The organism is Vibrio sp. St2 (genome assembly GCF_947311885.1).
GTDB classification, from domain to species: domain Bacteria; phylum Pseudomonadota; class Gammaproteobacteria; order Enterobacterales; family Vibrionaceae; genus Vibrio; species Vibrio coralliilyticus.
This window is the reverse complement of the sequence record NZ_CAMZNA010000002.1, coordinates 747,751-772,493: the sequence shown is the minus strand read 5'-3', so window position 1 is coordinate 772,493 and position 24,743 is coordinate 747,751. Positions and strand designations below refer to the sequence as shown.

The following is a 24,743-nucleotide window of genomic DNA, read 5'->3' as shown; positions in this document are numbered from 1 at the left end:
CGCTTTTTTGTTATTGCTTTCTGTTATTGAAGGAGGCTTAGTGAATATCGAGTTTGCTAAGCAATGATGGATATCCCCAGCCATTTTCTCCGGCTTTGACGTCATCTCCGGTCAGGTATTGATACAGAGTCGGAGCCAGAGAGCCGTTCTCCTCACTACTCAGTGGCGTAGCTTGTTTGCCAATTGGAGCGCCCCAAAATCCGATAAAGGCGTCCTTCTCCAAATAGCTTTCGCCTGCGTGACGGCCCGGAACTTTCGTATTGTAGCCAATGCCTTCCCGAGGGAACAAATTCACTGTACCTGCTCGCGGTTCGGCGTAAAGCTTAGCGAGTTGTACCACTGAATCAGGCCTAGGCGTAAACTGAGTCAGTTCACGCCATTGCATTTCATCACACCAGCTTTGTGGGTTGTCGATGTCTGCTCGGTTGACACATTGATTGACCAACTGAGCAAACGTCTCAAGCTTTTCTTGATTTGGTGAAGGCAGATAAGGGTTGAGTTTGTTGACTTCCAGTAACGCTGTTTTGCTATTGGCTTTGTAGAGATAGCGCTCTCCTTGTTTGATGATGAGCTCATCGATTCGTTTGCCGTCACGCTGAGCGACCAAACGTACCTGACACTCTGTCTCATCGCAGGTTGATTCTCTGACGACCAGGTAGTCGAGACTATCTGAAAGCTTTTCTACTGACTCGGCAATGATGTCCAGCTTTTCCCCTTGTGGTGCATTGACTGGTGTCCAGTTGGTCAGCTCCGAATAGACAGGTTGTGTTTGCCAACCCGATTGCGAATTAAACATATCCATCATGAAGTTACCGCCAGCGGTAGAGGCTACCACCACATCAACACCTTGGTTACTCGGATAATTTAATGCATTGGTGATCTTTGGTCCTTCGCCTTCATCAGATGAGATTTTCTTGATCACTAGAGGGTAGTCGAGTGATTCCGAAAGTGGCTCAAAGATCGCTTTCTCCGGATTTAAGGTGTAGTAGACCGGAGATAAACCATGGTCCCCCGCCATTCCCCAGAGTGTCTGCTGGTAAATGCTGGCGTCCTTGTACGCTTGTTCAATTTGACGTATCCAGTAATCGAGGCGGTTGAGTTCACCTGTTGGCATAATGATTTCATCGCTAAAAGGACCAACAAAGTGGGCAAAGTGATCCGGCCACGGATTGTAAATCAGGGCATAATCTGGCATCCCTTGTCCATCAAGCTCTGCATAAGTAGTGATGTCCTGTTCAATTTTCCATTTTCGGGTCAGCTTGGTGTAGAAGTCCCATAGCGGTATCTCTTGATAACTTTGAATGTTATCGATGAGGGACTGACGCTGCTTCGTTAGCACGTTTTCCACTTCGGCTCTTTCATTCAGCTCTCTCAAACAACGTTTCTCACCAAAGTCACGTAGTGCTTCGCCTGCGCCAAGGTTAACCAGACCGTCGTAACTGGTGTGAGCATTCCAGTCATATTGGGCGTTACAGTTAAGCGTTTTCAAGTGAATCAGTCGGTCAAACATCGTCTGAACCTGATTGGCCTGCATTAAGCGATCAAGTTGAAGGGCATCATTACCAAAGAAGTAATAGGCTCTGTCTTCGTTTCGGTCGACAAAGTGGAAATTCGGGATTCCTGTTCCTTGTTCGCCAGAGACTTTTGCCCCTGTTTTGATGATAGGCAGGTTTCTTACGCTAATCGTCGGTGTGGAAGAGATACCTACCCGAGCAATGGAGTCGGTATGATTTTGGTAAAGTCGCTTGAAGAATGGTAAGTAATATGGGTCACGATACGTTTGTTCTGATAGAACCTGAAGAAAACGCATGGATTGAACGTGCTCTGGGCTGCTTGTTGCGGCAGGGCTGTCGAGCTCAGTACTCTTGGTATGTTGCTGGTAAGCGTGGGAAAGGAAAGGTTTATCTGGATCAACCAACCCTTCGATTAACCCTTGTTGCAACCCGTCGACCGTTATCTGAACAGCAAAGCGGCGGTTCTGCTGTGACTCTAGAAACTCAATTGCTTGTTGAGGGTGATCATCAAACGCGTTTTGTAGCCAGTCATTGAGGCGTTCTTGTCTCTCATCCTGATAGACAAACTGACGATAGGCTTTCAGCACATTGAGACGCACAAAATCAATTAAGGTAATGGTTAACGCTTGTGCTTTGTTATTCGGTTCGCTGGCTCTGTCGGCTGCACCATCGGCCACAATGCCGAGTATGGCCTGTTTCATGTCGCTCTCTTCCATCCCCGAGGCGGCTTGTTGCATGATGCCAACCACGATAGGTTGAATTTTGGCGACCAGTGCTAAATCCTCAGGTGACTTGGTCAGATATGTGTATTGCTCAGGCAGGCGGTCCATATCTTGCCATTCGCCAATCTGAACCAAAGCGTCATATACGGTCACCATGGCTGCCATAAACTGACCATTAATTTGGATGCCTTCGTGGTGAGCCTGGTCTTTAGCGTGTTGTTTAGGCTCTTTTTTGGCTTTCTCCTCCAGAGCAAAGAGCGAGTGTTCAAAGCTTTTCAGAGCTTGTTTGTCATACACAGTTTGCAGGTAGGCTTTAAATTCATCGTCACTGCTGATTCCTGTGTAGCGATCGTAGAACTGATAAAGAAAATAGCCGAGAGGAATGGAATACGTCGGGTCGGCGAGCTGTGTCATGACCCGGCTTTTCGTGCTTGCATCAAGTGGTAATGTCAGTAGGTAGGTTTCTAGAGTGAGACCGCCAATGGTAAACAGGGTCATATCGCGAGCAAAACGTGTCGAGTAGGACAATGACGAGGTGATTTGATTTTTCAGTACTTCTGTTGAGTTAAATAGCCCACCGATCACTGGGGTATCGCCGATATCTGCGTAAGCGGAACTCAAAGGGGTAAGTGCTGCCACAATTGCAACAGGAAGAAGCCGTTTTCTCAACCAAGCCATTGTTTATATCTCATTCATTATACTGATGATTTTCATTCTGGCAGGCTTATAGGAGAGTGCAAGAACGGGCTGACCAAAGCTTCGAGTTTATAGCGTCAGAATGTGACTTGGTTCCAGTTGTCGTAGCTGTCAGATATTTATTCCTAGCGAGTAAAGTTGCACATTAGATGAATTTACAATGTAAACCCTAAGGGATGAGAAGGGAGTACCAAACTTTAAATGATGATTTTTTATCATGATTGAAATGATTTAAAGTGATTTTAATTCATTCTTGATTGGCTTTACCTTATTAGCTGTCCAAGATGATATTGAAGAGAGATGACTATGAGCCAAGAAAACCTTCGTATAGTGCCTATCACAGCGCAACACGACGCAGCGATCTGCCAGATAATCAAGCAGGTCGGCAAAGAGTATGGTGCTGTGGGAGAAGGGTTTGGGCCGTCTGATGCTGAGGTCGACAATATGAGTCAGCATTATCACGAGCAGAACCGTAGCTTGTACTTAGTGGCGCTCTTAGATGACAAGGTGGTTGGCGGTTGTGGTGTTGCGCCTTTTGGGCAAGATGAGCAAACGTGCGAATTGAAGAAGCTCTTTTTACTTAAAGAGAGTAGAGGGCTTGGCTTGGGTAAAACCTTGTCGTTGGCCTGTTTAGAGTTTGCTAAGCAACAAGGTTTTGAACGTTGCTATCTGGACACTTTGTCCAATATGTCTGCGGCGGTGCGACTCTATGAAAGCTTGGAATTCGAACACCTCACTGCGCCTCTTGAGGGTACCTTGCACAATGGCTGCGATGTTTGGATGCTTAAATCTTTGTGATTCTAAGAAGGTGATATGAATAACTACAAACTGCTGCGCCCATTGCTGGTGCTGCTCCAAACTCGTAGCTTGACCGAGGCTGCACTGCAGCTCAACGTCACTCAGTCAGCGATGAGCCGAACCTTGAGCCAGATACGGACGGCCTTTGATGACCCGATTTTGATTAGGGAAGGCAAACAGTTTGTGGTCAGTGCCAAAGGCCAGCAGTTACTCGCTCAACTGCCTGAGTTGATTGGGTCATTAGATGAGCTTTATGCGGTGGAAGCATTTTCACCTCATGCTTGTCAGCGAGAGTTCAGACTGGCCTACACGGCATTTTTGTCTGAATCGAGTGTGCCTCTGGTGTCTTCCGAACTGCTTAGATTGGCCCCAAACGCAGGGGTAAATGGAGAGCTGTGGCAAGATCAGCATGTTAGCGTTCTCGGTGACAGCCCGATTGATGTACTGGCGAGCACACTCGACTACTTTCCTGAGAATATCTACGGCAAAAAATTGCTTGAAGACGAATATGTCGTACTTATGTCTGGTAATCATTCACTGGCTGACGCCAGCCTTGAAATGGATGATTATTTTAGTGCTTCCCATGTGATGGTGCATGGTATGCGAGAGATGCGTCAGTATGTGGGTGAGAAGTTTGAACAGCGCAAGGTTCACCGTAAGGTGATCGCTAGAGTGCCATCGTTTACAGCGGCAATGGAATTAGTCTGTCAGAGTGACGCGTTGGTTACCGCGCCTTTACATCTGGCGGGGTATTTTTCAAATCGGTTTGACTACGTTGTAAAACCACTGCCCTTCGATTTGCCCAAGCATAGCTACTATCTGCTGTGGCACAGTCGGCATCAAAAAGATCCTGCCCATCGATGGTTTCGGGAGCAGAGCTTTGCGGCATTACAGCAGCATTTGAAGCTGATGTATGCTTCTGGCGTTGAGTTGATGTAAAAAAGCCCTGATAGTCAGGGCTTTTTGCTGAGATTGAGGGCCTAGTATCAGTAACCCATTAATTGCAGGAGGTTTTCTGCTGTTTTTATCGCCTCTTTTCGATTCGCGATATTGAGTTTCTGGTACAGGTTACGAATATGAGTTTTGATTGTGGTGCCCGCTACATCCAACTCCTGAGCAATTTGCTCGTTACTAAAGCCAGAATAGATTAGGCCAAGTACCTGCCATTCACGTTGAGTTAGTGGACTGGTGCGAACCAACTCAGGAATATTCGGGTGGTTAACCAGCTTTTCAACGAATTCTTCATCAAAGTGAACCGAGCGGCTACGCTGAGTTGTCGAGATATCTTTGAGCAACTGCTGAGCGCGATGGCGTTCAAGATCACCCAACTCATTTTTGTTGACCAGCTTTTCGAGAATATGACCGATCTTGCCGCCTTCAACGAGGAAGTTACCCAAAATACCTGTCTGATTCGTCAGTTCCAGTGCTTGTTTGAGCAGTAACTTGGCGCGCTCTTCATCTTGCTGTGTGGTTGCCAGTACAGCTTCAACAATCAGGTTGCGGTTATTGTCCGTGACCAGACTGTTGTGATTCGCTTGTTCTTGAAGGAATTTAAGCGTTTCAGCCGCTTCATCAAACATACCTAGATTGATCTGTGCACGGGAGATGTTACGCCACTGCAATTGAGTAAAGTGGTTACACGCTTTCTCTGGGCGAGGTGTGGTTTCCAGCCAATGTTGAATGGCTTCCATATCACCTCGTGCCTGCCAGAACAGAATCAGAGACAACGAAGCGTTAGCCGTCCAGTCAACATGGTAGGTAGACTGCTTCTGTAGGTGAACAATTTGCTCAATGAACTTGTTGGCTTTGTCCAGCTCACCACGACCAATCGCGATGCGTGCCAGCATAGAGTAGCTATGTAGGTGTTTACTTGGGCTGTGATTGCCCAGTACATCCAAGCCTTTATAGGCGCATTCTTCTGCTTCGTCGAGACGATTCCAACACCAGAAAATCTGTGCACGAATACGTAGCAGAAACTCATGCATTGGAACTTGCTGCAGCTGCTGCTCTTCGATCAGCTTGAAGGCATTTTCCTGCACTTCAAAGGCAGCTTGAACATAACCTTGGGCAATTAGAATTTCGCTTTGCTGAAGCATCGCCCATAACGCCTGATGGTAAACCTGATACTGACGTGCCAGCTTTTCGGTCTGCTGCATCATAGGCAATGCGCGGCTAAGATGACCTAGCACATGGTTTACTTCACCAACAACGGACGTTGCTACGATACGGCTTCGGTAAACCGTGCTATCAAGTTGTCCTAGAGATAACTCAGCGAGCTCAAGCGCTTTTTCCGGTTCATTTTGGTTAATGGCTACCTGCGCACGTAAAGCGTTAAATTCGCCCTGTTCTTTAGTGCTAAGCGTTACATTGAGCGCTTTCATTTGCTCATCCGCTTTGGATAGCAGATCGCCAACATCATTATATCTGTGCTGGCTTTGCGCTAACCATGCCTGAAGCATGCACAATTTTGGCTCACTATAGAGCTGCTCAGGGGCGAGGGTGTTGATCGCTTTTTCTACCGTTTGTAATTCTCCACCATTAAACATTTTCCAGCCATATTGGCTCAAGATGTCTGCAGTAAGCTGACGGTTCCCCGCTTTTTGCGCATGACGAAGCGCCTGATGCGGAGAGGATAAATTCAACCACGCCTTGGCAGCGGTTTGATGCAATTCTTGCTCTTGCTGAGGAATACGTGCCGAGCGCTCATGGGATAAGAATTCAGCAAACAGATTGTGGAAGCGGTACCAGTTTTGCTCGCCTTCAAGTGGGTGGATGAATAGGCCGTAGCGATTGAGTGACTCAATCATGCTCAGGGCATCATCACGTTTTGTCAGAGTAGAAACCAACACATCGTTGAAGTGATCGAGAACAGAACATTGCAGCAAAAACAGGCGTGTTTCTGCATCCAGTAGGTCAAACACCTCTTCCACCAGATAATCCCAAAGGTGGGCATGGTTAAACTGAGAGAATGACTCGGCGGATTGAGCCAGTGTTTTGTGTTGGTGTTGAGCCTGAAGCGCGATCAGTTGTAATGCTGAAGGCCAGCCTTCGACATAGTTTCTTAAGTTGTCAGCAGTCGTATCATCAATCCCATCTGCAACTCTCTGATTAAAGAAGCGGGTGGTTTCTTCTGTATCGAATGCCAGCAATTCGTCACCAATCTCGATCATCAGGTCGCGAACACGTAAGTTAGCCGTACCGAGCGGCGGTGTCGCACGACTGGTGACAACTAGAGTTAGGTTGTCTGGCATGTGTTTGAGGAAAAAGCGAATCGCCTCATGGATATCATCGTTAGAGATAAGATGGTAGTCATCCAGGACCAGATAACACTCTTGATGAAAATTGGCGAACTCGGCAAACACTTCGCTGAAAAGGGAGTGAAGTGAAGAGAACTGGCGCTTTTCAGCCAGCTTCTGAGAATTTGGACAAGCGTTATGCGTAGCCTTATTCAATGCCTGTAGCAGGTAGTTGATAAAGCGGAACGAATCGTTGTCGCTTTCATCAATACTGTACCAGCCCGCATTGGCTTTATCAGCCAGCCATTGCGAGGCCATAGTCGTCTTCCCGTAACCCGCTGGCGAGCGGAATAGGACCAGTTTATAGCAGGGGGCTTGCTGTAATAAATCGAGAACTCTTGGGCGGACAATTGCGTTGTGTAAACGTCCCGGACGGGTTAATTTCGAAGGAATCCACATCTTCTTTTCCCTGTTCTTAAACACTCTCGAATCCAGATTCTATTCGGAGTGTGTTGATTAAAACTTAGTCAATCAGACCTAATGACAGGGATGTTACTTGAGAACAATAGCGACAGTTATTGATCAACCACCAGATTTTCGCGTATTTCACACTTTGCCCGCCTCTACGCCCTTTATTTGTGATGTTTGTCACCTTATGTTGATTTTATAAGTGAGAGTTATAGCTCCTTCTGCACCAAAAACAATGAAAGTTGCGTAAATCTTCCGCTCAATATGTGATCAGATGAACATATTGATTATTTTATTGAGAATCCAGACACCTAACATTCATACATCAGCGTTAAGGTGAAATCCGTTGATGGTGTGATCTTTATCACCAGAGCTTAGGTGTGAGCCCAATTGATTTGAGAGTTAGATCACTGAGCCTCTGGTCATACGCCCTCTACGCCCTTCATCCTCCTCCTAATAAGCCGTGTATTTGGGAGGATGTTTTGGTTGTCGTGTCAATGCACGATATGTCTCAGATGGATTAAACCCAATAAGTGAGATTTCTCTAATGAAACCTACGCAACAGAAAAATTTTGATAAGGCGTCATTCCAGGAAAGCGTCAAGAAGCATCTGACCGCAACGTACGCTACGACGGTTGAAAAAGCTGACAGCCGCGCTTGGTATCTGGCAATGGGCCGAGCTCTGGCTGAGCTGACTACGTTTGATATGCTGCAAACGGAGCAGGATGACAAAATCCTTAACGCAAAAAGCGTTAACTACTTATCTCTTGAGTTCTTGATTGGCCGTTTGACAGGCAACAACTTGATCAGCCTTGGTTTGTACGAGCAAATCACAGCAGCAATGGAAGAGATGGGGCAAAATTTAACAGACCTGCTTGAAGAAGAGCGTGACCCGTCACTGGGTAATGGCGGTCTGGGTCGTCTGGCTGCGTGTTTCATGGACTCTCTAGCGGCACAAGAATTCCCAACAGTAGGTTACGGTCTTCACTATGAGTACGGCCTGTTTAAACAGTCGTTCCAAGAAGGTCATCAGCAAGAAGCGCCAGACGCATGGCGTGGTGTTGAAGGCTATCCGTGGGAAGTTGCACGCCCTGAGCTAGCTCAGGAAATTGGTTTTTACGGTCACGTTGAAGTTTACCATGAGGACGGCAAAGAGAAGCGTCGCTGGGTTCCGGGTATGTCTGTAAAAGCAATGCCATGGGATTTGCCAATTGTGGGTTACGAATCTGATACGGTTTACCCACTGCGCCTTTGGGAATGTCAGGCTATTGCGCCATTCTCACTAGCGAGCTTTAACAATGGTGACTACTTCGAAGCTCAGCACTCGTTAATCGATGCAGGCAACATCACGAAAGTTCTATACCCGAACGATAACCATGAGAAAGGCAAAACGCTGCGTTTGATGCAGCAGTACTTCCACTCAGCAGCATCGGTACGTGACATTCTTCGTCGCCACGAAGAAGCTGGCCACACACTGGCATCGCTTCCAAAATACGAAACCATTCAGCTAAACGATACTCACCCGACTATCGCGATTCCTGAACTGATGCGTATCTTGATCGATGAAAAAGGTCTAGGCTGGGATGAGGCTTGGGATATTAGCTCAAAGACGTTTGCTTACACCAACCACACATTGCTTCCAGAAGCATTGGAAACGTGGAGTGAGTCTCTGATTCAACGTCTGCTTCCTCGTCATATGGAAATTATTTACCACATCAACCACCTGTTCCTGCAGGAAGTACGTCAGAAGTGGCCGGGTGATGTCGCTAAACAGCAAAAGCTATCGATTATCGAAGAAGGTTTCCACCGTATGGTGCGTATGGCGAACTTGTGTGTTATCGGTTCCTACGCGGTGAATGGTGTAGCTGCGCTGCACTCTGAACTGGTTAAACGTGACTTGTTCCCTGAGTTTGATGAACTGTATCCAACTCGTCTGCACAACGTGACTAACGGTATCACGCCACGTCGTTGGCTGAAATTCTGTAACCCAGGTCTATCTGCACTGATTTCAGACAAGATTGGTACAGAATGGCCAGCAAAACTGGAACAGCTAGAGCAAATCGCTAAGTTTGCGGATGACGCGAAGTTCCAGAAAGAATTCATGGCTGTGAAGAAAGAGAACAAACAGCGTCTTGCGGACTGGGTGTCTGAAAACATGGGTATCGAACTTGATACCAACGCGATTTTCGATGTTCAGATCAAGCGTCTGCACGAGTACAAGCGTCAGCACCTAAACATGCTGCACATTCTGTCACTTTACCACCGTCTATTGAACGATCCTGATTTCGATATGGCGCCACGTGTTGTGTTCTTCGCAGCTAAAGCGGCACCAGGTTACCACTTGGCGAAAGAGATCATCTATGCGATCAACAAGATTGCTGAGAAGGTGAACAACGATCCTCGTATCGGCAACAAGCTGAAAGTTGTGTTTATCCCAGACTACCGAGTGAGCATGGCAGAAATCATCATTCCTGCTGCTGACGTATCAGAGCAAATCTCTACCGCGGGTAAAGAAGCGTCAGGTACAGGTAACATGAAGATGGCTCTAAACGGAGCACTGACTATCGGTACAATGGATGGTGCAAACGTTGAAATCCGTGAAGAAGTCGGCGACGACAACATCTACATCTTCGGTCTAGAAGTTGATGGTGTTGAAGCGTTACGAGCACAAGGTTACAACCCATTTGATTACTACCACGCAGACCCACTACTGAAAGCGTCTCTGGAGCTATTGCTAGGTGAAGAATTCACTCCGGGTGAACCAGGTAAACTGCGTGCAACTTACGATAGCCTACTTGATGGTGGTGACCCGTACCTATGTCTGGCCGACTTTGCATCTTATGTGAAGGCGCACGAAGACATGGATAAGCAATACCGTGACCAAGCGGGTTGGGCCAAGAAAGCGATTCTGAATACGGCATTAGTTGGCAAGTTCAGCTCCGACCGCTCTATTCGAGATTACGTCAATAACATCTGGAAATTAGAAACCGTTAAACGCTAATTCCTAACAATAAAGCCAAGGCTGCAAAGCCTTGGCTCTCTTAATTACATATTAATAAAAACCCTACATGTTGAAGGTATTCAGTCCTTCGGAGAGAGCGATGAAAGAACAAAACGCATTAAAACAAGTCGCTGAAATGGCAAAAATTGTCGACAGCTACGTTAGCGCGTGGGGAGATGAGGCAAAAGTTGACGATGAAACGATTCGTTACTTACTGGCGTCTTTAGGCTACGACACGACAAATGATGAAACTCTTCTGCAATCGGCAGAGAAAAAACACAAGAAGGATGTCCTGGATCCGGTACTGGTAGTACGTGATGGTGATCCGGTTGAAGTGGCACTAAATCTTGGTGCTAGCGCTCGTGAAAGCGAGTTCAGCTGGCGTTTAGATACCGAGCAGGGAGAGGTACTTGAAGGCTATCTTCAGTCTCAAATCGTTCGTGATGAGCGTAAAGAGGGTGGCCCTTTAGTGTTTGCATTGCCGAGTGATTTAGCGTGGGGTTACCACAAGCTAACCATCACTCGTAAGCGTCGTAAGTCCCCTTATGAGATGACTCTGATTGTCACGCCGAGATCTTGTTTCAAGCAAGACGAAATTGAGGGTGGCAAAAAAATGTGGGGTCCGAGCGTTCAGCTTTACACCTTACGCACTCAGCACAACTGGGGTATCGGTGATTTCGGTGATCTGAAACAATTGGTGGCTGATATTGCTTCCCGTGGCGGGGATTTTGTTGGCTTGAACCCAATTCACTCTCTATTTCCAGCGAATCCCGAAGGGGCGAGCCCTTACAGCCCGTCTTCACGTCGTTGGTTGAACATCATGTACATTGATGTCAGCTCTGTTCCTGAGTTTGCATTGAGTATTGAAGCGCAGCAACGTGTTGGCAGCGCGGAATTCCAGCAACGTCTGCAAAAAGCTCGCGAATCGCATTGGGTCAATTACACCGAAGTGGCGGATCTCAAGCTGAGCGTATTACCATTGCTGTTCAGTGAATTCAAAAAGCGCCACTTAGACAAGAACACTGAGCGCGCTCAAGCGTTCCTTGCGTTTGTGGAGGAAGGCGGTGACAGCCTGATGCATCAAGCAGCGTTTGATGCTCTGCATGCTTCTCTGCACGCTGAAGATTCCAACGTCTGGGGTTGGCCTGTGTTCCCTGATGAGTACCGCCGTTTTGAAAATACAGCGGTTCAGAAGTTTATTGAACAGAACCATGACCAAGTACACCTCTACATGTACCTGCAGTGGGTTGCAGATATCCAAATTAATGAAGCTCAGGCATTAGCGGAAGAGAAAGGCATGTCTGTTGGCCTATACCGTGATTTAGCGGTTGGTGTCGCTGACTCCGGCGCCGAAACTTGGGCAGATGACGGTAACCTTGTGATGGATGCCAGCATTGGTGCACCACCAGATATTCTTGGCCCGTTAGGTCAAAACTGGGGTCTGCCGCCATTGAACCCACAAGTGCTTCAGGAAACCAGTTACGATGCGTACATCAAATTGTTACGCGCCAATATGAAGCATTGTGGTGCGCTGCGCATTGACCACGTTCTTGGTTTGCTACGACTTTGGTGGATTCCGAAAGGTGAAAACGCAACGAAAGGCGCGTACATCTACTACCCAGTTGAAGATATGCTAGCGATTCTTGCGCTGGAATCTCATCGCCATCAATGTAGCGTGATTGGTGAAGACCTAGGTACGGTGCCAGATGAGATTGTCGAAATTCTGCGTGAAGCAGGTGTGCACTCTTACAAGGTATTCTTCTTCGAAACGTCTGAGGAAGATGGTGGCTTTATTTCACCAGCGCACTACGCGGAGCAATCTATGTCTGCGCTGTGTACGCATGATATGCCGACTTTACGTGGCTTCTGGCATTGTGACGACTTAAAGATGGGCGAAGAGCTGGGTCTGTACCCAGATCCAGAACAGTTAAAAGGCCTGTTTGCTGATCGTCTTGAATGTAAGCAGGGCATTTTAGACTCTGTGGCATGGCACGGTTATCTGCCAGAAGGAGTGGGGCGTGATGCTCAATACGTTCCAATGGACTCGTATCTTGCAGAAGCGCTGCAATTGCACGTTGCTGCGGGTTCTTCCACTCTGCTCAGTGTTCAGCTAGAAGATTGGCTAGAAATGGACAAGCCAGTCAACATTCCTGGCACCGTTGAGGAGTATCCAAACTGGCGTCGTAAACTGTCGATGAATCTAGATGAAGTATTTGCTCAGGAAGGGGTGAATCGCATTGCGCATAAGTTGACAGAAGTGCGTGCCAAGGTCAGTAAATAACAGGATCTTATCTCGAATAACATAGAAAAATATCGACTCTATCACTCTATGTGAAACCGGAATTCGGTAAACTTTCAGAACGCTATATTAAGCCCGCAATCATTAGCGGGCTTTGTTTTATAAAACTAGAAGCTGTTTACGTTGCGCCTCGATTTTAACGCTTATCAACCAGCGTTCCTGTCCGCAATTATCCACCTCAAAAGTAAGCAGACTTTCGGGATTTTTTAGAAAGTTAGGTTAGGGAGAGAATAACTTGAAAGCGGCAACACTAGACAAAAAAACCAGAGTGTATAACCAACTTTCACATGCGTCGTATGCGGATCCATTTTCGTTTATTGGGCCTTTCTTAGATCCGGAACACGGTGCTCTTCGGGTATGGATGCCCGGTGCCGACAAAGTGGAGCTGGTGATTGAAGGAGAAGAGCGTGTTGAGCTGGTACGCGAAGATGCGTCTGGCTTTATCATGCAGCAACAACGCGATCTGAAATTTACTCACTATCAGTTAGCTGTTCACTGGGGAGGCGAAGAGCAACTGATCGATGACCCATATCAATACCACACTATCTACGCCGAGTACGATGACCTTCATACGCCCAAAGATATGTACCATCATATGGGGTCGCAATTTGTTACGCTTGAGCGCGATGGCAAGCAGATTTCAGGCATTCGCTTCCTCGTTTATGCACCCCATGCTTCAGCTTGTAGCTTAGTCGGTGAGTTTAACCAGTGGGATGGCCGACGCACACCGATGCAGCGTCTCGATTACGGTATCTGGGGCATTTTCATTCCAGGTCTGGAAGAAGGGACTCAGTATAAATTTGAGCTGAAAGGGCCAAATGGTGAAGGACTGCCGCATAAGGCAGACCCTTGGGGAGCGTATGCAGAACAATACCCTTCCTTTGCCTCGGTGACTTATGATCACTCTCGCTACGACTGGCAGGATAATCAGTGGCAAAGCCGACCAGTCACGGAAAAGCGTAAGGAAGCATTGTCTTTTTATGAGCTTCACGCGGGCTCATGGCGTCGCAATGATAATGGCGATTTCTTGAACTACCGTGAATTGGCTGATCAGCTTATTCCTTATCTGGTCGATATGGGTTATACCCATGTTGAGTTGATGCCAGTCTCTGAGCATCCTTTCTACGGCTCTTGGGGTTATCAGCCTGTTGGGTTGTTTGCACCAACAAGTCGATTTGGTTCGCCGGATGACTTTAAATATTTCGTCGACCAGTGTCACCAAGCTGAAATTGGTGTGGTACTAGACTGGGTTCCAGCTCATTTCCCTTCCGACGATCACGGGCTGGCCAATTTCGATGGAACACCGCTTTTCCATGACCCTGATCCACGCCGAGGCTGGCATCAGGACTGGAATTCCTATATTTACGACTTAGGCCGTGAGCACGTACGCCGCTTCTTAGTATCCAATGCTCTGTACTGGTTTGAACAATTCCACATTGATGGTATTCGAGTCGATGCGGTCGCATCCATGTTGTACCTTGATTACTCGCGTAGCCACGATCAGTGGATTCCAAATGTCGATGGTGGCAACGAAAACTATGATGCCATCGCGACTCTGAAATGGATGAATGAGGAAGTGTACAAATACTTCCCGAATGCGATGACTATTGCTGAAGAATCGACGGCATTCCCAGGGGTTTCTGCCCCAACCTTTATGGGTGGCCTAGGCTTTGGTTTTAAGTGGAATATGGGCTGGATGCACGATTCATTGCAATACATTCAGGAAGATCCTGTCCACCGTAAGTACCATCATGACACCATTACTTTCCCACTGGTGTATGCACATAGTGAAAACTACGTGTTATCGCTCTCACATGATGAAGTGGTGTACGGCAAGGGCTCAATCCACAATAAGATGCCGGGCGATGAGTGGCAGCAGACGGCCAACTTACGTGCTTACCTTGGTTACATGTACGCTCAGCCAGGTAAGAAGCTCAACTTTATGGGGGCTGAAATTGGTCAGACGGCGGAGTGGAATCATGATGATCAGCTACAATGGTTCCTGCTGGAGTTTGAACGCCACCAAGGTGTGCAAGCGCTAACTCGAGATCTTAATAAGCTCTATACCTCTGAACGTGCGATGCATGAACTGGATTGTGAGCCACGAGGTTTTGAATGGCGTTTGCAGGATGCTGCTGAGTCTTCGATTCTTGCCCACGAACGTTTAAGCGATAATGGTGAGCGTATCCTGGTTATCACCAATTTTACCCCTGTTCCTCACGATCAGTTCCGATTAGGTGTACCATTGGCAGGTGAATATGAACTGCTGCTTAATACGGATGACCAGCGCTATAACGGCAGTGGTTATGAGGTGAAACAGAGTGTGGTGACAGAAGAGGTTGAGAGTGAAAGTCAGCCTCAATCCTTGTACCTCAGTCTGCCACCATTAGCTACGGTGTTCTATAAACTGAAGTAATGCTGATGCAGATAACAGAAAGGGCCAGTCAATCGACTGGCCCTTTTGTTTTTTGCGATTAAATCGTTAAGGTAGGGGGAATGGAATAGTTAAAGGGACTGCGAGAGCGAATGGAGACGACGCAAACCACACAGCGCTTTGAAGTGACAACTTTTAAGCCAGGCCACACTCATGATGTCGTGTCTTTGTGGCGAGATTCAATGCAGGAGGCGATTGGTATCCCTCCGGTACATACCTTTGAATCACAGGCATTTTTCCTCAATCACATCTTACCTGAAACGCATAAAATCTATGTGGCGCTAAGCAACGAGACGCGTCTACCGGTAGCTTTTGTTGCCATTAATGACAGTGAAATCAATCAGCTTTATGTCCATCGAAAGTTTCAGTCAATGGGGATCGGCAGCCAGCTTTTGGCAATGGCGAAACAGCAGTCGTCAGGACGCCTGAGTTTACGAACGTTCGAAAACAACATTCGAGCTCAGCAATTCTATGAGCGACATGGTTTTGTTGCGATTGGCGGCGATGCAGAAAACGAAGAAGGGCTGCCGGACATTCTATACGAATGGAGGCGATAACCATGACGGTAAAAGTATTCTGGGAAAATCCTTATCAAACTGAGCTGCTTTCTACCGTCAGTTGGATTGAGGGCCGTAATCTCAGACTGGATAAAACCATTTTCTATGCTGAGTCAGGCGGTCAGGAAAGTGATGAGGGTACAATCGCAGGCATTCAGGTTGAGTGCGCACAAAAGCAGGGTTCAGAGATTACCTACACTCTAGCAGCAGAACCGCCATTTCAGGTTGGTGACGAGGTTATTACCGTGATTAATTGGACTCGTCGCTACGCTCTGATGAAGCTCCATTTTGCAGCAGAGGTGATACTTGAATTGTTTACACAACGTTATCCTGATATCGAAAAGATTGGGGCGCATATTGGTCAAGACAAAAGCCGAATTGACTTCGTCTGGCCCGAGAGTCTCTCCCCTCTACTTCCAGAGTTTGAAAATAAAGCTCAAGCCCTGATTAATAAAGGTCAATTAATTGAGAGTCAGTTTGAGGATAAAGCGAATGAAAGGCGTTTTTGGCGCGTCGAAGGGTTTGCTCAGGTAGCATGCGGCGGTACACACCTGAGAAAAACCTCTGAGGTGGGCAAAATAGCGTTGAAACGTAAGAATATTGGCCGAGGGAAAGAGCGGGTAGAAATACGCCTAGTGGTTTGATCTATCATACATTTTTATCTTGAACGGTGGCTAATTAACACAAGGATTGGTTACACTCGGCATAAATTATTTAGGGTTAAGGAGTACCCGCTTTGTCTATATTATTGCCGCGCCGTTTATCGAAAGGTGACACCATAGGATTTTTCTCACCTTCGTCACCAGCTACTTATTTTGCCCCGAGTCGGTTTCAACGAGCTAAAACGTATCTCGAAAGCAAAGGATTCAAGCTCAAAAGCGGGAAGTTAACCGGAAAGTCAGATCACTATCGCTCGGGTTCGATTCAAGAACGTGCCGAGGAACTTAATGTCTTGATTCGTGACCCGGAAGTCCGCTGTATTATTTCGACTATTGGTGGCTCTAACAGCAATGCCTTACTGCCCTATATTGACTATGAGGCCCTGAAAGCTGATCCGAAAATCATCATTGGTTACTCTGACGTCACGGCACTTTTATTGGGTATCTATGCTCAGACAGGGCTCATCACCTTTTATGGCCCTGCTTTGGTTGCATCATTTGGCGAGTTTCCACCTCTGGTTGACGACACTTTTTCTTCGTTTGAATCCATACTATGCTCCGCACCTTCGCTACCGTATCGCTATCAGATGCCAGAAGTCTGGACAGATGTCATGATTGACTGGGAATCCCAAGTGAATGCTAAACCTGTGACAGCCAATGAATGGCAGTTTATTAGTGACGGGAAAGTACGAGGTCGTATTATTGGTGGAAACCTGAACACCATGAATGGGATTTGGGGAAGTCCCTACATGCCTGACATTAGTAAAGGCGACATTCTGCTTATCGAAGACTCTCTTCATAACATTGCTGTGGTAGAGCGCAGTTTCAACCTACTCAAGCTCTGCGGTGTGTTTGACCGTGTCGCTGCTATCGTACTTGGTAAGCATGAGCTGTTTGATGACAAAGGGACAGGTCGCACGCCTCTTGATGTGTTGTATGAGGTGTTGAACGGTCAAAAAGTCCCGATTCTTTATGGCTTCGACAGTTGCCACACGCACCCTATGCTGGTCACACCATTAGGTGTTGAAGCAGAGCTCGATTTTGATCAAGGAACTATATCTCTCACGTCTCCATGGGTAGTTAACTAACTGACAGGGGAAGAGTAATGGCAAGGCTGTATCTCGTGCTAGCTGTTATTGGAGTGGCTGTTCCCTATGCAGCCTTTGCACCATGGTTATTGCATCATGGTTTGAATATTCCAGAGTTGATGTCTGAGGCAATGGCATACCCTCTCAGTCAGTTCGCCTGGCTAGACGTCATCATTGCAGCGATCGCACTGATTGTTTTTATTCTTGTTGACGGTAAACGTCTCAAAGTAAAAGGGCGTAATTGGGCTATTGTTGCGACGCTATGTGTGGGTGTTTCCTGTGGCTTACCTTTTTACCTTTATTTGCGCGAGCGCCAGCTAGAGGCTGAGTAACGATACTGGCATGTGTCGTTTTCAAAAGACGAAACTTTTACATTGCGTAGGGTAAAACAATGTAAAGCTCATTATTCTCTGACGGACTCTGATTACACTTACTGTATGTCGTATCAGGAAGTACGTTATGAATTATTACCCAGACGCGAAAATCCTTGCGGAACAAAGGTTTGGTTTTGGCCCCCGACTCGGGCAACAGACTGTGCCACTGGCGAATCAGCTTGATGAAACAGGCTATATTCACCCTGCTATTCAGACACTGCCAACCACCGAAGAGATTTTGGCGCAGTTTGGTCACAACCAAGCCCAACGCGCCAAAGTTAAAAATGACGATGTGAAAAAGCGTGAGCTACAAAAACAGACTCAGGCATTTTTTCGCCAGCACTATCGACAGCAGGTTGAAGCGAGGCATCAGCAGAGCCTGTATACCCCTTACGGCTTTCAAGAACGCTTAATTCAATTCTGGAGTAATCACTTCGCCATCTCAGTGGATAATCGACGCTTAATGCCACTCGCTTCTCGAATCGAAAATGATGTAGTCCGCCAATACTGGAATGGCAACTTCAGCGATATGCTGATGAGGGTGGCGAAACACCCTGCCATGTTGATATATCTGGATAATCAGGTTTCAACGGGGCCTAATTCCAAGCTAGGAAAAAAACGAGGTAAAGGGCTCAATGAGAATTTAGCGCGAGAGATTTTAGAGCTTCATACTTTAGGCGTTGATAGCAGCTATACCCAACAGGATGTGATTGAGCTGGCAAAGGCCATTTCGGGCTGGAGCATTAAGCTAAAAGCCCCCAATGTTGGATTCCGCTTTGTGCCCAATATGCATGAACCGGGAGCCGTGACTGTCATGGGTAATACTTATGCGCAGAAAGGGACAGAGCAAGGTGAGGCTTGCCTAAAAACGTTAGCTTTGCACCCTGATACGGCGAAACACCTTACCCGAAAACTATGTCAGCATTTCTTTGGTGAAACGCCCCCCGTGCTGCAAAACAAAATGGTGGATGCCTACTTGAAATCAAAGGGTGATTTACAACCCGTTTATCGGGTTTTGATTGACAGTGAGCAGGCGAAATCAGCCAAACCGATGCGATACAGGATGCATAAAGAGTGGATGTTTGCTGTATTGCGGAGCGCACAAATTGATATCAATGATAAGCAGGTGTTCAATGCGCTGAATGCTTTAGGTCAAGCTCCATTCAAACCAGGCTCTCCGGCGGGGTGGCCGGACAGAGACAAGGATTACAACAGCCCATCTGCTCTCACGCAGCGATTGCAAATCGCCAATATGCTGGCGGCGAAAACGGTAAAAAATGCCAAATCCAAAGGTATCAAGCCGCAAAAAGTGGTCGATGAAGTGATCACACGGCTTTATCACTCTGATTTGGATGAGCATACGCGTTTAGTGCTCAATAAAACCAAGAACCCCATGATGCAGCTGTCGCTACTCTGGCTCAGTCCGCAGTTTCAATATCGCTAGGGAGAAGTTTGATGTCGAATTTACAGCTAAATCGTCGCCGTTTTCTCCAGAATGCTGCTGCGCTGAGTATTAGCTCATTGTTACCAATGCCTGTGTTTGCCAAGACGAGCTCAGATAATCTGTTTGTCTGGATATCTTTGCGTGGAGCAATGGATGGGTTGAATGTAGTCGTGCCTCATGGTGATAAATCGTACGCCTCGCTCAGACCTTCGATTGGGCTCAAGCCTGAACAGTCACTCAATCTGACTTCTTACTTTGGCCTTCACCCTTCCTTGAAGCAATGTCATCTATGGTTTAAGAATCGAGAAATCACCTTTGTTCACGCTTGTGCCACACCTTATCGTGAGCGTTCTCATTTTGATGGCCAGAAGATACTGGAAAACGGCACTCTAGACCCGTTTTATGGGGAAGGTTGGCTAAACCGGTTGCTGAGCTTGGAAAGCCAAAATCAAGGTATTGCGATTGATTCGGGCCTACCGCTTATCATGCAAGGCGATGCGAGTGTTGATAGCTGGTATCCGAACCGACTTAAAACCCGAGAACGGCAAACCGAACTTCTGGAGCAGCTATTTCAAAGTGATGCCACCTTGTCTGCCAATTTTGAAAGCATGATGAAAATTGACAAGCTAGTCGGTGATGAAGGCGTCGGTAAGCAGTTCAAGTCCTTGACCCAGAAGACCGGAGAAATTCTGGCTGACCCAACAGGGCCTAACATCGCAGCCTTGGAAATTGGCGGCTGGGATACTCATGCTAACCAAGGCAGCGTGAATGGAAGGCTGAGTAATCAACTGAAACTACTGGACAGCGGTTTAGCGGCACTTAAGCAAGCTTTGGGTAAGCAATGGCAACGTACAGTCGTCATTGCGGCCAGTGAATTTGGCCGAACCGCGCGTGAAAATGGCACCAAAGGTACGGATCACGGAACGGCCAATGTCATGCTGGTGGCTGGGGGAGCTATTAATGGTGGTCAAGTGCTTGGTGGCTGGCCGGGGCTCGGAGAAGCCGAGCTGTATCAAGGCCGAGACCTCAAGCCAACCACTGACATGCGTTCTGTGATTAAAGGCGTGCTGGGCCAACATCTATCGGTCAGTGCTGATAAACTTGAGACCATCTTTCCGCAAAGTGAGCAGGCACCACCGTGGAAGTTTGATTTCGTTTAAGTGTTACTCTTTGATTTTTGGATGAGTCGCAGTCTGGTAGTGAGGGAGCTGCTGCCGTAAGCCTTCGAAAGTATTACGAGCGCTCTCTTTTGCCAGATCATTGGCCAACCAATCAGGTAGCGCACCTCCGGGATCGGCAAATGCGATGTACTCGATGTGAGTCGTCCCATTAGTAAGTTTTTGTAGCGTCCAAGTGGCTTTAACCCGGGTGATCCGAATGTAATCCTCCTGCTCAGGTAAGGTGTTGCTTGGCGCATCCTTGATACGTAATGTAAAACTGGCATCGTCGATTACGAATTTGGAATAAGTCACCATGTCGCGATCCTTGGCAGGCCAAGGCGCTGCGAACTTGGTATAGACGATGTTTTCAGTCTCGCTGATTTGCCGCAGCACTCGGCTGTGACTAACGTTATCAATCCAGTTTGGAACATTGTCACTGTCTTCCAATAAGGTTAGAAAGGCGCCATAGGAGGTGGGAGCAAACATTTCTGCGCGCACTTCAACCAACCCATCCGTGTGCTCTCTGATGTAAATAGAAATGCCATTATCACTGCTATCAAATTGCCATGGCTGAATAGGTTCAGATTGAGCTGGTGTTGAAAACCCAACGATGGCGAGAGTGGCTAGGTAGAATTTCATTGTTGTTTAGAAATAGGCACGGAATAAATTAAAAATAAACTTGGGCTACAGAAAACACAAAAATGGGATTCATTTGGGGGTATTTGTTTTCACCACGCTACTATAGAACAAACAAATAAAAGGAATCTCTGCGATGGAACCTAGAATCAGCATCATTACGCTTGGCGTCAGTAACCTCAAAGCCTCATTCGACTTTTATACTAAGCTCGGCCTCGAATCGGCTAAAACGCCAGAAGAGGGGATCGTATTTTTCAAAACACGTGGAACCTGTTTGGCGATATACCCTCTTGAGGCGCTAGCTGACGATGTCTCGCCGGATTTTGCTGCTATGCGGGAAGGTTTTAGCGGAATAACCTTAGCGCACAACACGCGAAGTAAAGACGAAGTGGATGAAGTGCTGCGTGTGGCCGTTGAGGCAGGAGGAAAGCTTGAGAAACCTGCACAAGATGTCTTTTGGGGTGGATACAGCGGTTATTTTTCAGACCCAGATGGGTATTTGTGGGAAGTCGCTTATGGTGACTGCTGGGAGTTTAATGAAGATGGCAGTTTGGTGATTTGATTGAACGACAAGCCCATAGCGAAAGCTATGGGCTGAGTTATTTTATAAGCGATTAAACGACTAGCGCACCAGGCAGCTCGCCCTTGGCATACAAGCCGAGGCTGACTTTGTTGAGTGCTTCTGCTTGCTTGGGCATCACAGTCAGAGTCGGGCTGATCCCCATGGGAATATTCTTCACCATTTGCTTAACCTGCACTAATGCTTCCTTTACCTCAGGGACTTTAGTTTCAATAAATGAGAACCACCCATCGTTCATGTGCTCTCGGATTTTAATCACCACGTCGGGGTTGCTGATGGTATAGGGCTTGGTTTGATCTTTCGATTCACGCAAAATATCGTAAATCACATGCTCTTTCTCTTTGGCAATCAGCATATCTTTGGTGTTAAGTTGCAGCTCGCCGATGACGCCATTGCTCATTTTGAGGAAAAATTTAATATCCTTGTAGCCAGACTTCTGTGCAGAGGAGTTGAATTTGAGCAGGCCGTCTTCCTGTGTGCCACTTGAATATCGGTCTTTGAGCGCTTTCTGGTAGCCCTTGACGGCCAAGAACTCCTGAGATTGAGCAATTTTTGCTTTCGCCAATAACATTTGTTTCTGGTTATCAAACTCGATTGTCATACGCGCGCAGTCTTTTAGGTCTCCCACTTCATCGCTACGTTCACGTTGGGTAATTTTGTTGAGAGCGCCGTTAAAGCTTTTGATACCGTTGAAAGCCCCCGGAGGCGCGCAAACCTTGCCTCCTACGGTTGAGACAACATCATCACATAAGACACGCAGAGCAACTTGAGCTTCAATAATGCGTTTGTAAAACAGAAATAACTGTTTGCGCTTGAAACGTAAACTACTTAACTGATTTCGAGTGCGATCGCTGTAGCGTATACCTGTCCCCACTTTTGTGGTTTTCGATGTATTTGGTTTAGGCTTTTCACTACCCCATCTCAAGTCCTTATGGTGAATTTCTTCGACGACATCTTTATCAAGATATTTTTCCAGCTCAGTATCATTCTCCAAAATCGCCAGCATAAGTTTCGACATTTGACCTTCAGGCGTTTGTTGGAAAGTAGAGTTTTTCAGTTTTGCTTTCAGTTCAGCCAATTCACGTTTGTATTGGGATTGATTGACCAATAGAAACCCCTGACTGAGGTTTTGTTGCTTATTGATTTGCGCTAGGAATTTCTTGCTTTTAGCTCTGGTTTTTGCAATCTCTCGGCGCTGAATTTCATCCAGTAGCGCTTTAGAAAAATCTTGGAACATCTTTCCCCCTTGAATATCGACCAGTTGTGTTGGGTTGGAATCGGTTAGCTTCTCAGGCAACGAATACGCCAGTGAACGAGCGTTTTATTGATGCTTTTTGATATTAGGAATAATTGTGGAGAGTGAGTAGATAGAAAAATGCACGTCTGTGGTGCATTTTTGCACCACATAAGAAAAGGTTATTTGGACTTAGATCAATATCACACTTGTACGTTCTAGCTGTATTTATTAACAAAGCATTATAGTTAATGGGTTGATGAGTTACTTTTAGTTAGGAATATGATGGTGCAAAATTCATCCATGGACTGGAGCGATGTGGCGATTTTTCTCCAGACAATGCGTGCTGGCAGTGCACGCTCGGCTGCAGCAAGTCTTAATGTCAGCCATTCAACTATTACTCGTAGAATTGCTAGCCTAGAGAAAAGTCTGGGAGTATCTCTATTTCGTAAAGGTACCTCAGGTTACACACTCTCTCCTGAAGGGGAGAGCTTGCAGCGTTATGCTGAGCAAGCCGAAATGTCACTACGACAAGCAGAGATCGAGCTCAAAGGGAAAGACGCCAAATACAGCGGTGAAATTCGTATTACAACTGCGGATGCGATTGCCAACCATTTATTGATGCCGACGATTGCTATGTTCAGTCAGCAGTATCCTGATATCAACGCCGAAGTGGTTTTGTCGAGTCAGGTGCTGGACTTGGGTGATCATGAAGTCGATATCGCGCTGCGGATTATGCCAATGAATCAAATGCCTCCCGAGCACTTAGTGGGGCGGATCATAGGTAAAATTGCCATCTGTTACTACGCTACACCACGCTACCTTGAGCAACACGATCCTTGGATGTCAGATTCCAGCGCTCAACTGATAGGTTGGGGAGAGCTAGGCAAAGAAAGCCCTATTTTTAATGACTCCCCTCTGCGTCATTTATCTATTTCGTGTCGAATGAACCATAGCGCGATGCAGTTAGAAGCCGCTAAGCAGAGCATGGGGATTACGCTCTTGCCGTGCTTTATTGCCGACAAAGAACCAACATTGGTTCGTGTTCCCAAATGTGAACCGGAAATCAAACACGATATCTGGATGTTATCAAAATCAGAGCAGAGAGAAGTAGCACGTTTGCGTGCGTTCAAAGAACGACTGATCGACGACTTCAACAGTAAGCAAATGAAAGAGCGGCTACTTGGTAACTGATTGTATACCTTGGATAGTCGTGACCTTAGGAGGAGTCTCGGTGTCTCTATCTGCATATCAGTAATCCATTTTTTGCTGTTCAAGATCTAATGTCATTGAGACAAAACATTCATCTTCTTCAGTGACTTGATAGCCTAATCGAGTGTAAAACTGGATCGCTTTGGTGTTGCGAGTAAAGCTGGATAACGTGATTTCGTTGCGGCCTTCACTTTTAGTGAGAGTGGTGATCTGCTGCATGACCACTTGTCCAAACCCCTGATTTTGATACAGAGGGAAGAGGATCAACAAGTGAATGTGGTAAGCGGTGTCGTAAGGTTTGAAGCACACTAGCCCGATTTTGTTCTGTTTGCTAACGACTCAATGAAACCATTCTGGTTGATAGTCGGTAGACAGTCGCTGCTGCTGGAACTGATCATCCCAGCCAAACACAGAATCAACATGCTCATAAAGCGCCTGTTTTACAACAGGAAAAACCTCAGGAAATTCTTGCTCGGAGATAGGCAGTAGCTGAATAGACACTAATTTCAACGCCTTGATTTAATTAGAGTTGATAGTAAGCGATGTTGGCTTAGAAAAGGCAACTCGGATGTGTCGTAATTGTGATACTAAATGAGAAGAAAGCCCCGCCGGATAAGTTCAGGGCTTGATG

Annotated in this window: 17 protein-coding genes and 1 pseudogene; 13 read left to right on the top strand and 5 right to left on the bottom strand. The window is 46.8% G+C overall.

Translation table 11 applies throughout. The features are described 5' to 3' along the window. Positions 1-37 precede the first annotated feature (37 nt). A complete protein-coding gene (locus QMA41_RS09955; RefSeq protein WP_281629532.1) occupies positions 38-2,914 on the bottom strand; it encodes an alkaline phosphatase family protein in 2,877 nt (958 codons plus the stop codon). Positions 2,915-3,238: 324 nt separating this feature from the next. Between QMA41_RS09955 and QMA41_RS09950 the strand changes: the two genes are divergently transcribed. Both QMA41_RS09950 and QMA41_RS09945 read left to right on the top strand, forming a co-directional pair. Beyond that, positions 3,239-3,730: a GNAT family N-acetyltransferase gene (locus tag QMA41_RS09950; RefSeq protein ID WP_021455281.1), complete on the top strand. Its 492-nt coding sequence runs from the start codon at positions 3,239-3,241 to the stop codon at positions 3,728-3,730. 15 nt (positions 3,731-3,745) lie between these two features. Next, entirely contained in the window at positions 3,746-4,669 is a 924-nt protein-coding gene (locus QMA41_RS09945; RefSeq protein ID WP_281629531.1) for a LysR family transcriptional regulator, read from the top strand. A gap of 47 nt (positions 4,670-4,716) precedes the next feature. Here the strand turns inward: QMA41_RS09945 and malT are convergent, their stop codons facing one another. Then, positions 4,717-7,425 carry an HTH-type transcriptional regulator MalT gene (gene malT / locus QMA41_RS09940; RefSeq protein ID WP_038160445.1) on the bottom strand — a complete coding sequence of 903 codons (2,709 nt, stop codon included), beginning with the start codon at positions 7,423-7,425 and terminating at the stop codon, positions 4,717-4,719. 556 nt (positions 7,426-7,981) lie between these two features. On the opposite strand from malT, the gene QMA41_RS09935 reads away from it, so the two are divergent. The 9 genes from QMA41_RS09935 to QMA41_RS09895 all read left to right on the top strand — a co-directional run bounded on the left by QMA41_RS09935 (position 7,982) and on the right by QMA41_RS09895 (position 20,450). Beyond that, the gene (locus tag QMA41_RS09935) at positions 7,982-10,435 is read left to right on the top strand and encodes a glycogen/starch/alpha-glucan phosphorylase (RefSeq protein WP_281629530.1); all 2,454 of its coding nucleotides are present in this window, start codon (positions 7,982-7,984) and stop codon (positions 10,433-10,435) included. Positions 10,436-10,535: 100 nt separating this feature from the next. Further along, the gene (gene malQ / locus QMA41_RS09930) at positions 10,536-12,716 is read left to right on the top strand and encodes a 4-alpha-glucanotransferase (RefSeq protein ID WP_038160438.1); all 2,181 of its coding nucleotides are present in this window, start codon (positions 10,536-10,538) and stop codon (positions 12,714-12,716) included. A gap of 253 nt (positions 12,717-12,969) precedes the next feature. After that, on the top strand, positions 12,970-15,150 hold the full coding sequence (gene glgB / locus QMA41_RS09925) for a 1,4-alpha-glucan branching protein GlgB (protein ID WP_064486751.1): 2,181 nt from the start codon (positions 12,970-12,972) through the stop codon (positions 15,148-15,150). Between the two features lie 110 nt (positions 15,151-15,260). Further along, positions 15,261-15,725, top strand: a complete 465-nt coding sequence (locus tag QMA41_RS09920) for a GNAT family N-acetyltransferase (RefSeq protein ID WP_095571143.1) — start codon at positions 15,261-15,263, stop codon at positions 15,723-15,725. Positions 15,726-15,727: 2 nt separating this feature from the next. Continuing rightward, the gene (locus QMA41_RS09915; RefSeq protein WP_281629529.1) at positions 15,728-16,369 is read left to right on the top strand and encodes an alanyl-tRNA editing protein; all 642 of its coding nucleotides are present in this window, start codon (positions 15,728-15,730) and stop codon (positions 16,367-16,369) included. Between the two features lie 98 nt (positions 16,370-16,467). Then, positions 16,468-17,472 carry a S66 peptidase family protein gene (locus tag QMA41_RS09910; RefSeq protein ID WP_281629737.1) on the top strand — a complete coding sequence of 335 codons (1,005 nt, stop codon included), beginning with the start codon at positions 16,468-16,470 and terminating at the stop codon, positions 17,470-17,472. A 17-nt stretch (positions 17,473-17,489) separates the two neighbouring features. Then, entirely contained in the window at positions 17,490-17,804 is a 315-nt protein-coding gene (locus tag QMA41_RS09905) for a DUF2834 domain-containing protein (protein ID WP_171351575.1), read from the top strand. 127 nt (positions 17,805-17,931) lie between these two features. After that, positions 17,932-19,290 (top strand): DUF1800 domain-containing protein, encoded by a 1,359-nt coding sequence (locus QMA41_RS09900; protein ID WP_281629528.1) that lies wholly within the window; start codon positions 17,932-17,934, stop codon positions 19,288-19,290. Between the two features lie 11 nt (positions 19,291-19,301). Beyond that, complete coding sequence (locus QMA41_RS09895) at positions 19,302-20,450, top strand: DUF1501 domain-containing protein (RefSeq protein ID WP_281629527.1); 1,149 nt, start codon at positions 19,302-19,304, stop codon at positions 20,448-20,450. Positions 20,451-20,453: 3 nt separating this feature from the next. On the opposite strand, the gene QMA41_RS09890 is transcribed toward QMA41_RS09895, so the two are convergent. Further along, positions 20,454-21,089 (bottom strand): START domain-containing protein, encoded by a 636-nt coding sequence (locus QMA41_RS09890; RefSeq protein ID WP_281629526.1) that lies wholly within the window; start codon positions 21,087-21,089, stop codon positions 20,454-20,456. A 133-nt stretch (positions 21,090-21,222) separates the two neighbouring features. Between QMA41_RS09890 and QMA41_RS09885 the strand changes: the two genes are divergently transcribed. Then, positions 21,223-21,648 carry a VOC family protein gene (locus QMA41_RS09885; RefSeq protein ID WP_281629525.1) on the top strand — a complete coding sequence of 142 codons (426 nt, stop codon included), beginning with the start codon at positions 21,223-21,225 and terminating at the stop codon, positions 21,646-21,648. Between the two features lie 52 nt (positions 21,649-21,700). On the opposite strand, the gene QMA41_RS09880 is transcribed toward QMA41_RS09885, so the two are convergent. Next, positions 21,701-22,963 (bottom strand): hypothetical protein, encoded by a 1,263-nt coding sequence (locus QMA41_RS09880; protein ID WP_281629524.1) that lies wholly within the window; start codon positions 22,961-22,963, stop codon positions 21,701-21,703. Between the two features lie 225 nt (positions 22,964-23,188). Here QMA41_RS09880 and QMA41_RS09875 point away from each other — a divergent pair, with 225 nt between their 5' ends. Then, positions 23,189-24,094 carry a LysR family transcriptional regulator gene (locus tag QMA41_RS09875; protein WP_281629523.1) on the top strand — a complete coding sequence of 302 codons (906 nt, stop codon included), beginning with the start codon at positions 23,189-23,191 and terminating at the stop codon, positions 24,092-24,094. Positions 24,095-24,151: 57 nt separating this feature from the next. Here the strand turns inward: QMA41_RS09875 and QMA41_RS09870 are convergent. Beyond that, positions 24,152-24,613, bottom strand: a pseudogene (locus QMA41_RS09870) (GNAT family N-acetyltransferase). Positions 24,614-24,743 lie beyond the last annotated feature (130 nt).

Bases quoted from the DNA above. Each gene is read 5' to 3' on its own strand.
- QMA41_RS09955 (WP_281629532.1), bottom strand. From the start codon at position 2,914: ATGGCTTGGTTGAGAAAACGGCTTCTTCCTGTTGCAATTGTGGCAGCA.
- QMA41_RS09950 (WP_021455281.1), top strand. From the start codon at position 3,239: ATGAGCCAAGAAAACCTTCGTATAGTGCCTATCACAGCGCAACACGAC.
- QMA41_RS09945 (WP_281629531.1), top strand. From the start codon at position 3,746: ATGAATAACTACAAACTGCTGCGCCCATTGCTGGTGCTGCTCCAAACT.
- malT (WP_038160445.1), bottom strand. From the start codon at position 7,425: ATGTGGATTCCTTCGAAATTAACCCGTCCGGGACGTTTACACAACGCA.
- QMA41_RS09935 (WP_281629530.1), top strand. From the start codon at position 7,982: ATGAAACCTACGCAACAGAAAAATTTTGATAAGGCGTCATTCCAGGAA.
- malQ (WP_038160438.1), top strand. From the start codon at position 10,536: ATGAAAGAACAAAACGCATTAAAACAAGTCGCTGAAATGGCAAAAATT.
- QMA41_RS09920 (WP_095571143.1), top strand. From the start codon at position 15,261: ATGGAGACGACGCAAACCACACAGCGCTTTGAAGTGACAACTTTTAAG.
- QMA41_RS09915 (WP_281629529.1), top strand. From the start codon at position 15,728: ATGACGGTAAAAGTATTCTGGGAAAATCCTTATCAAACTGAGCTGCTT.
- QMA41_RS09905 (WP_171351575.1), top strand. From the start codon at position 17,490: ATGGCAAGGCTGTATCTCGTGCTAGCTGTTATTGGAGTGGCTGTTCCC.
- QMA41_RS09900 (WP_281629528.1), top strand. From the start codon at position 17,932: ATGAATTATTACCCAGACGCGAAAATCCTTGCGGAACAAAGGTTTGGT.
- QMA41_RS09895 (WP_281629527.1), top strand. From the start codon at position 19,302: ATGTCGAATTTACAGCTAAATCGTCGCCGTTTTCTCCAGAATGCTGCT.
- QMA41_RS09890 (WP_281629526.1), bottom strand. From the start codon at position 21,089: ATGAAATTCTACCTAGCCACTCTCGCCATCGTTGGGTTTTCAACACCA.
- QMA41_RS09885 (WP_281629525.1), top strand. From the start codon at position 21,223: ATGGAACCTAGAATCAGCATCATTACGCTTGGCGTCAGTAACCTCAAA.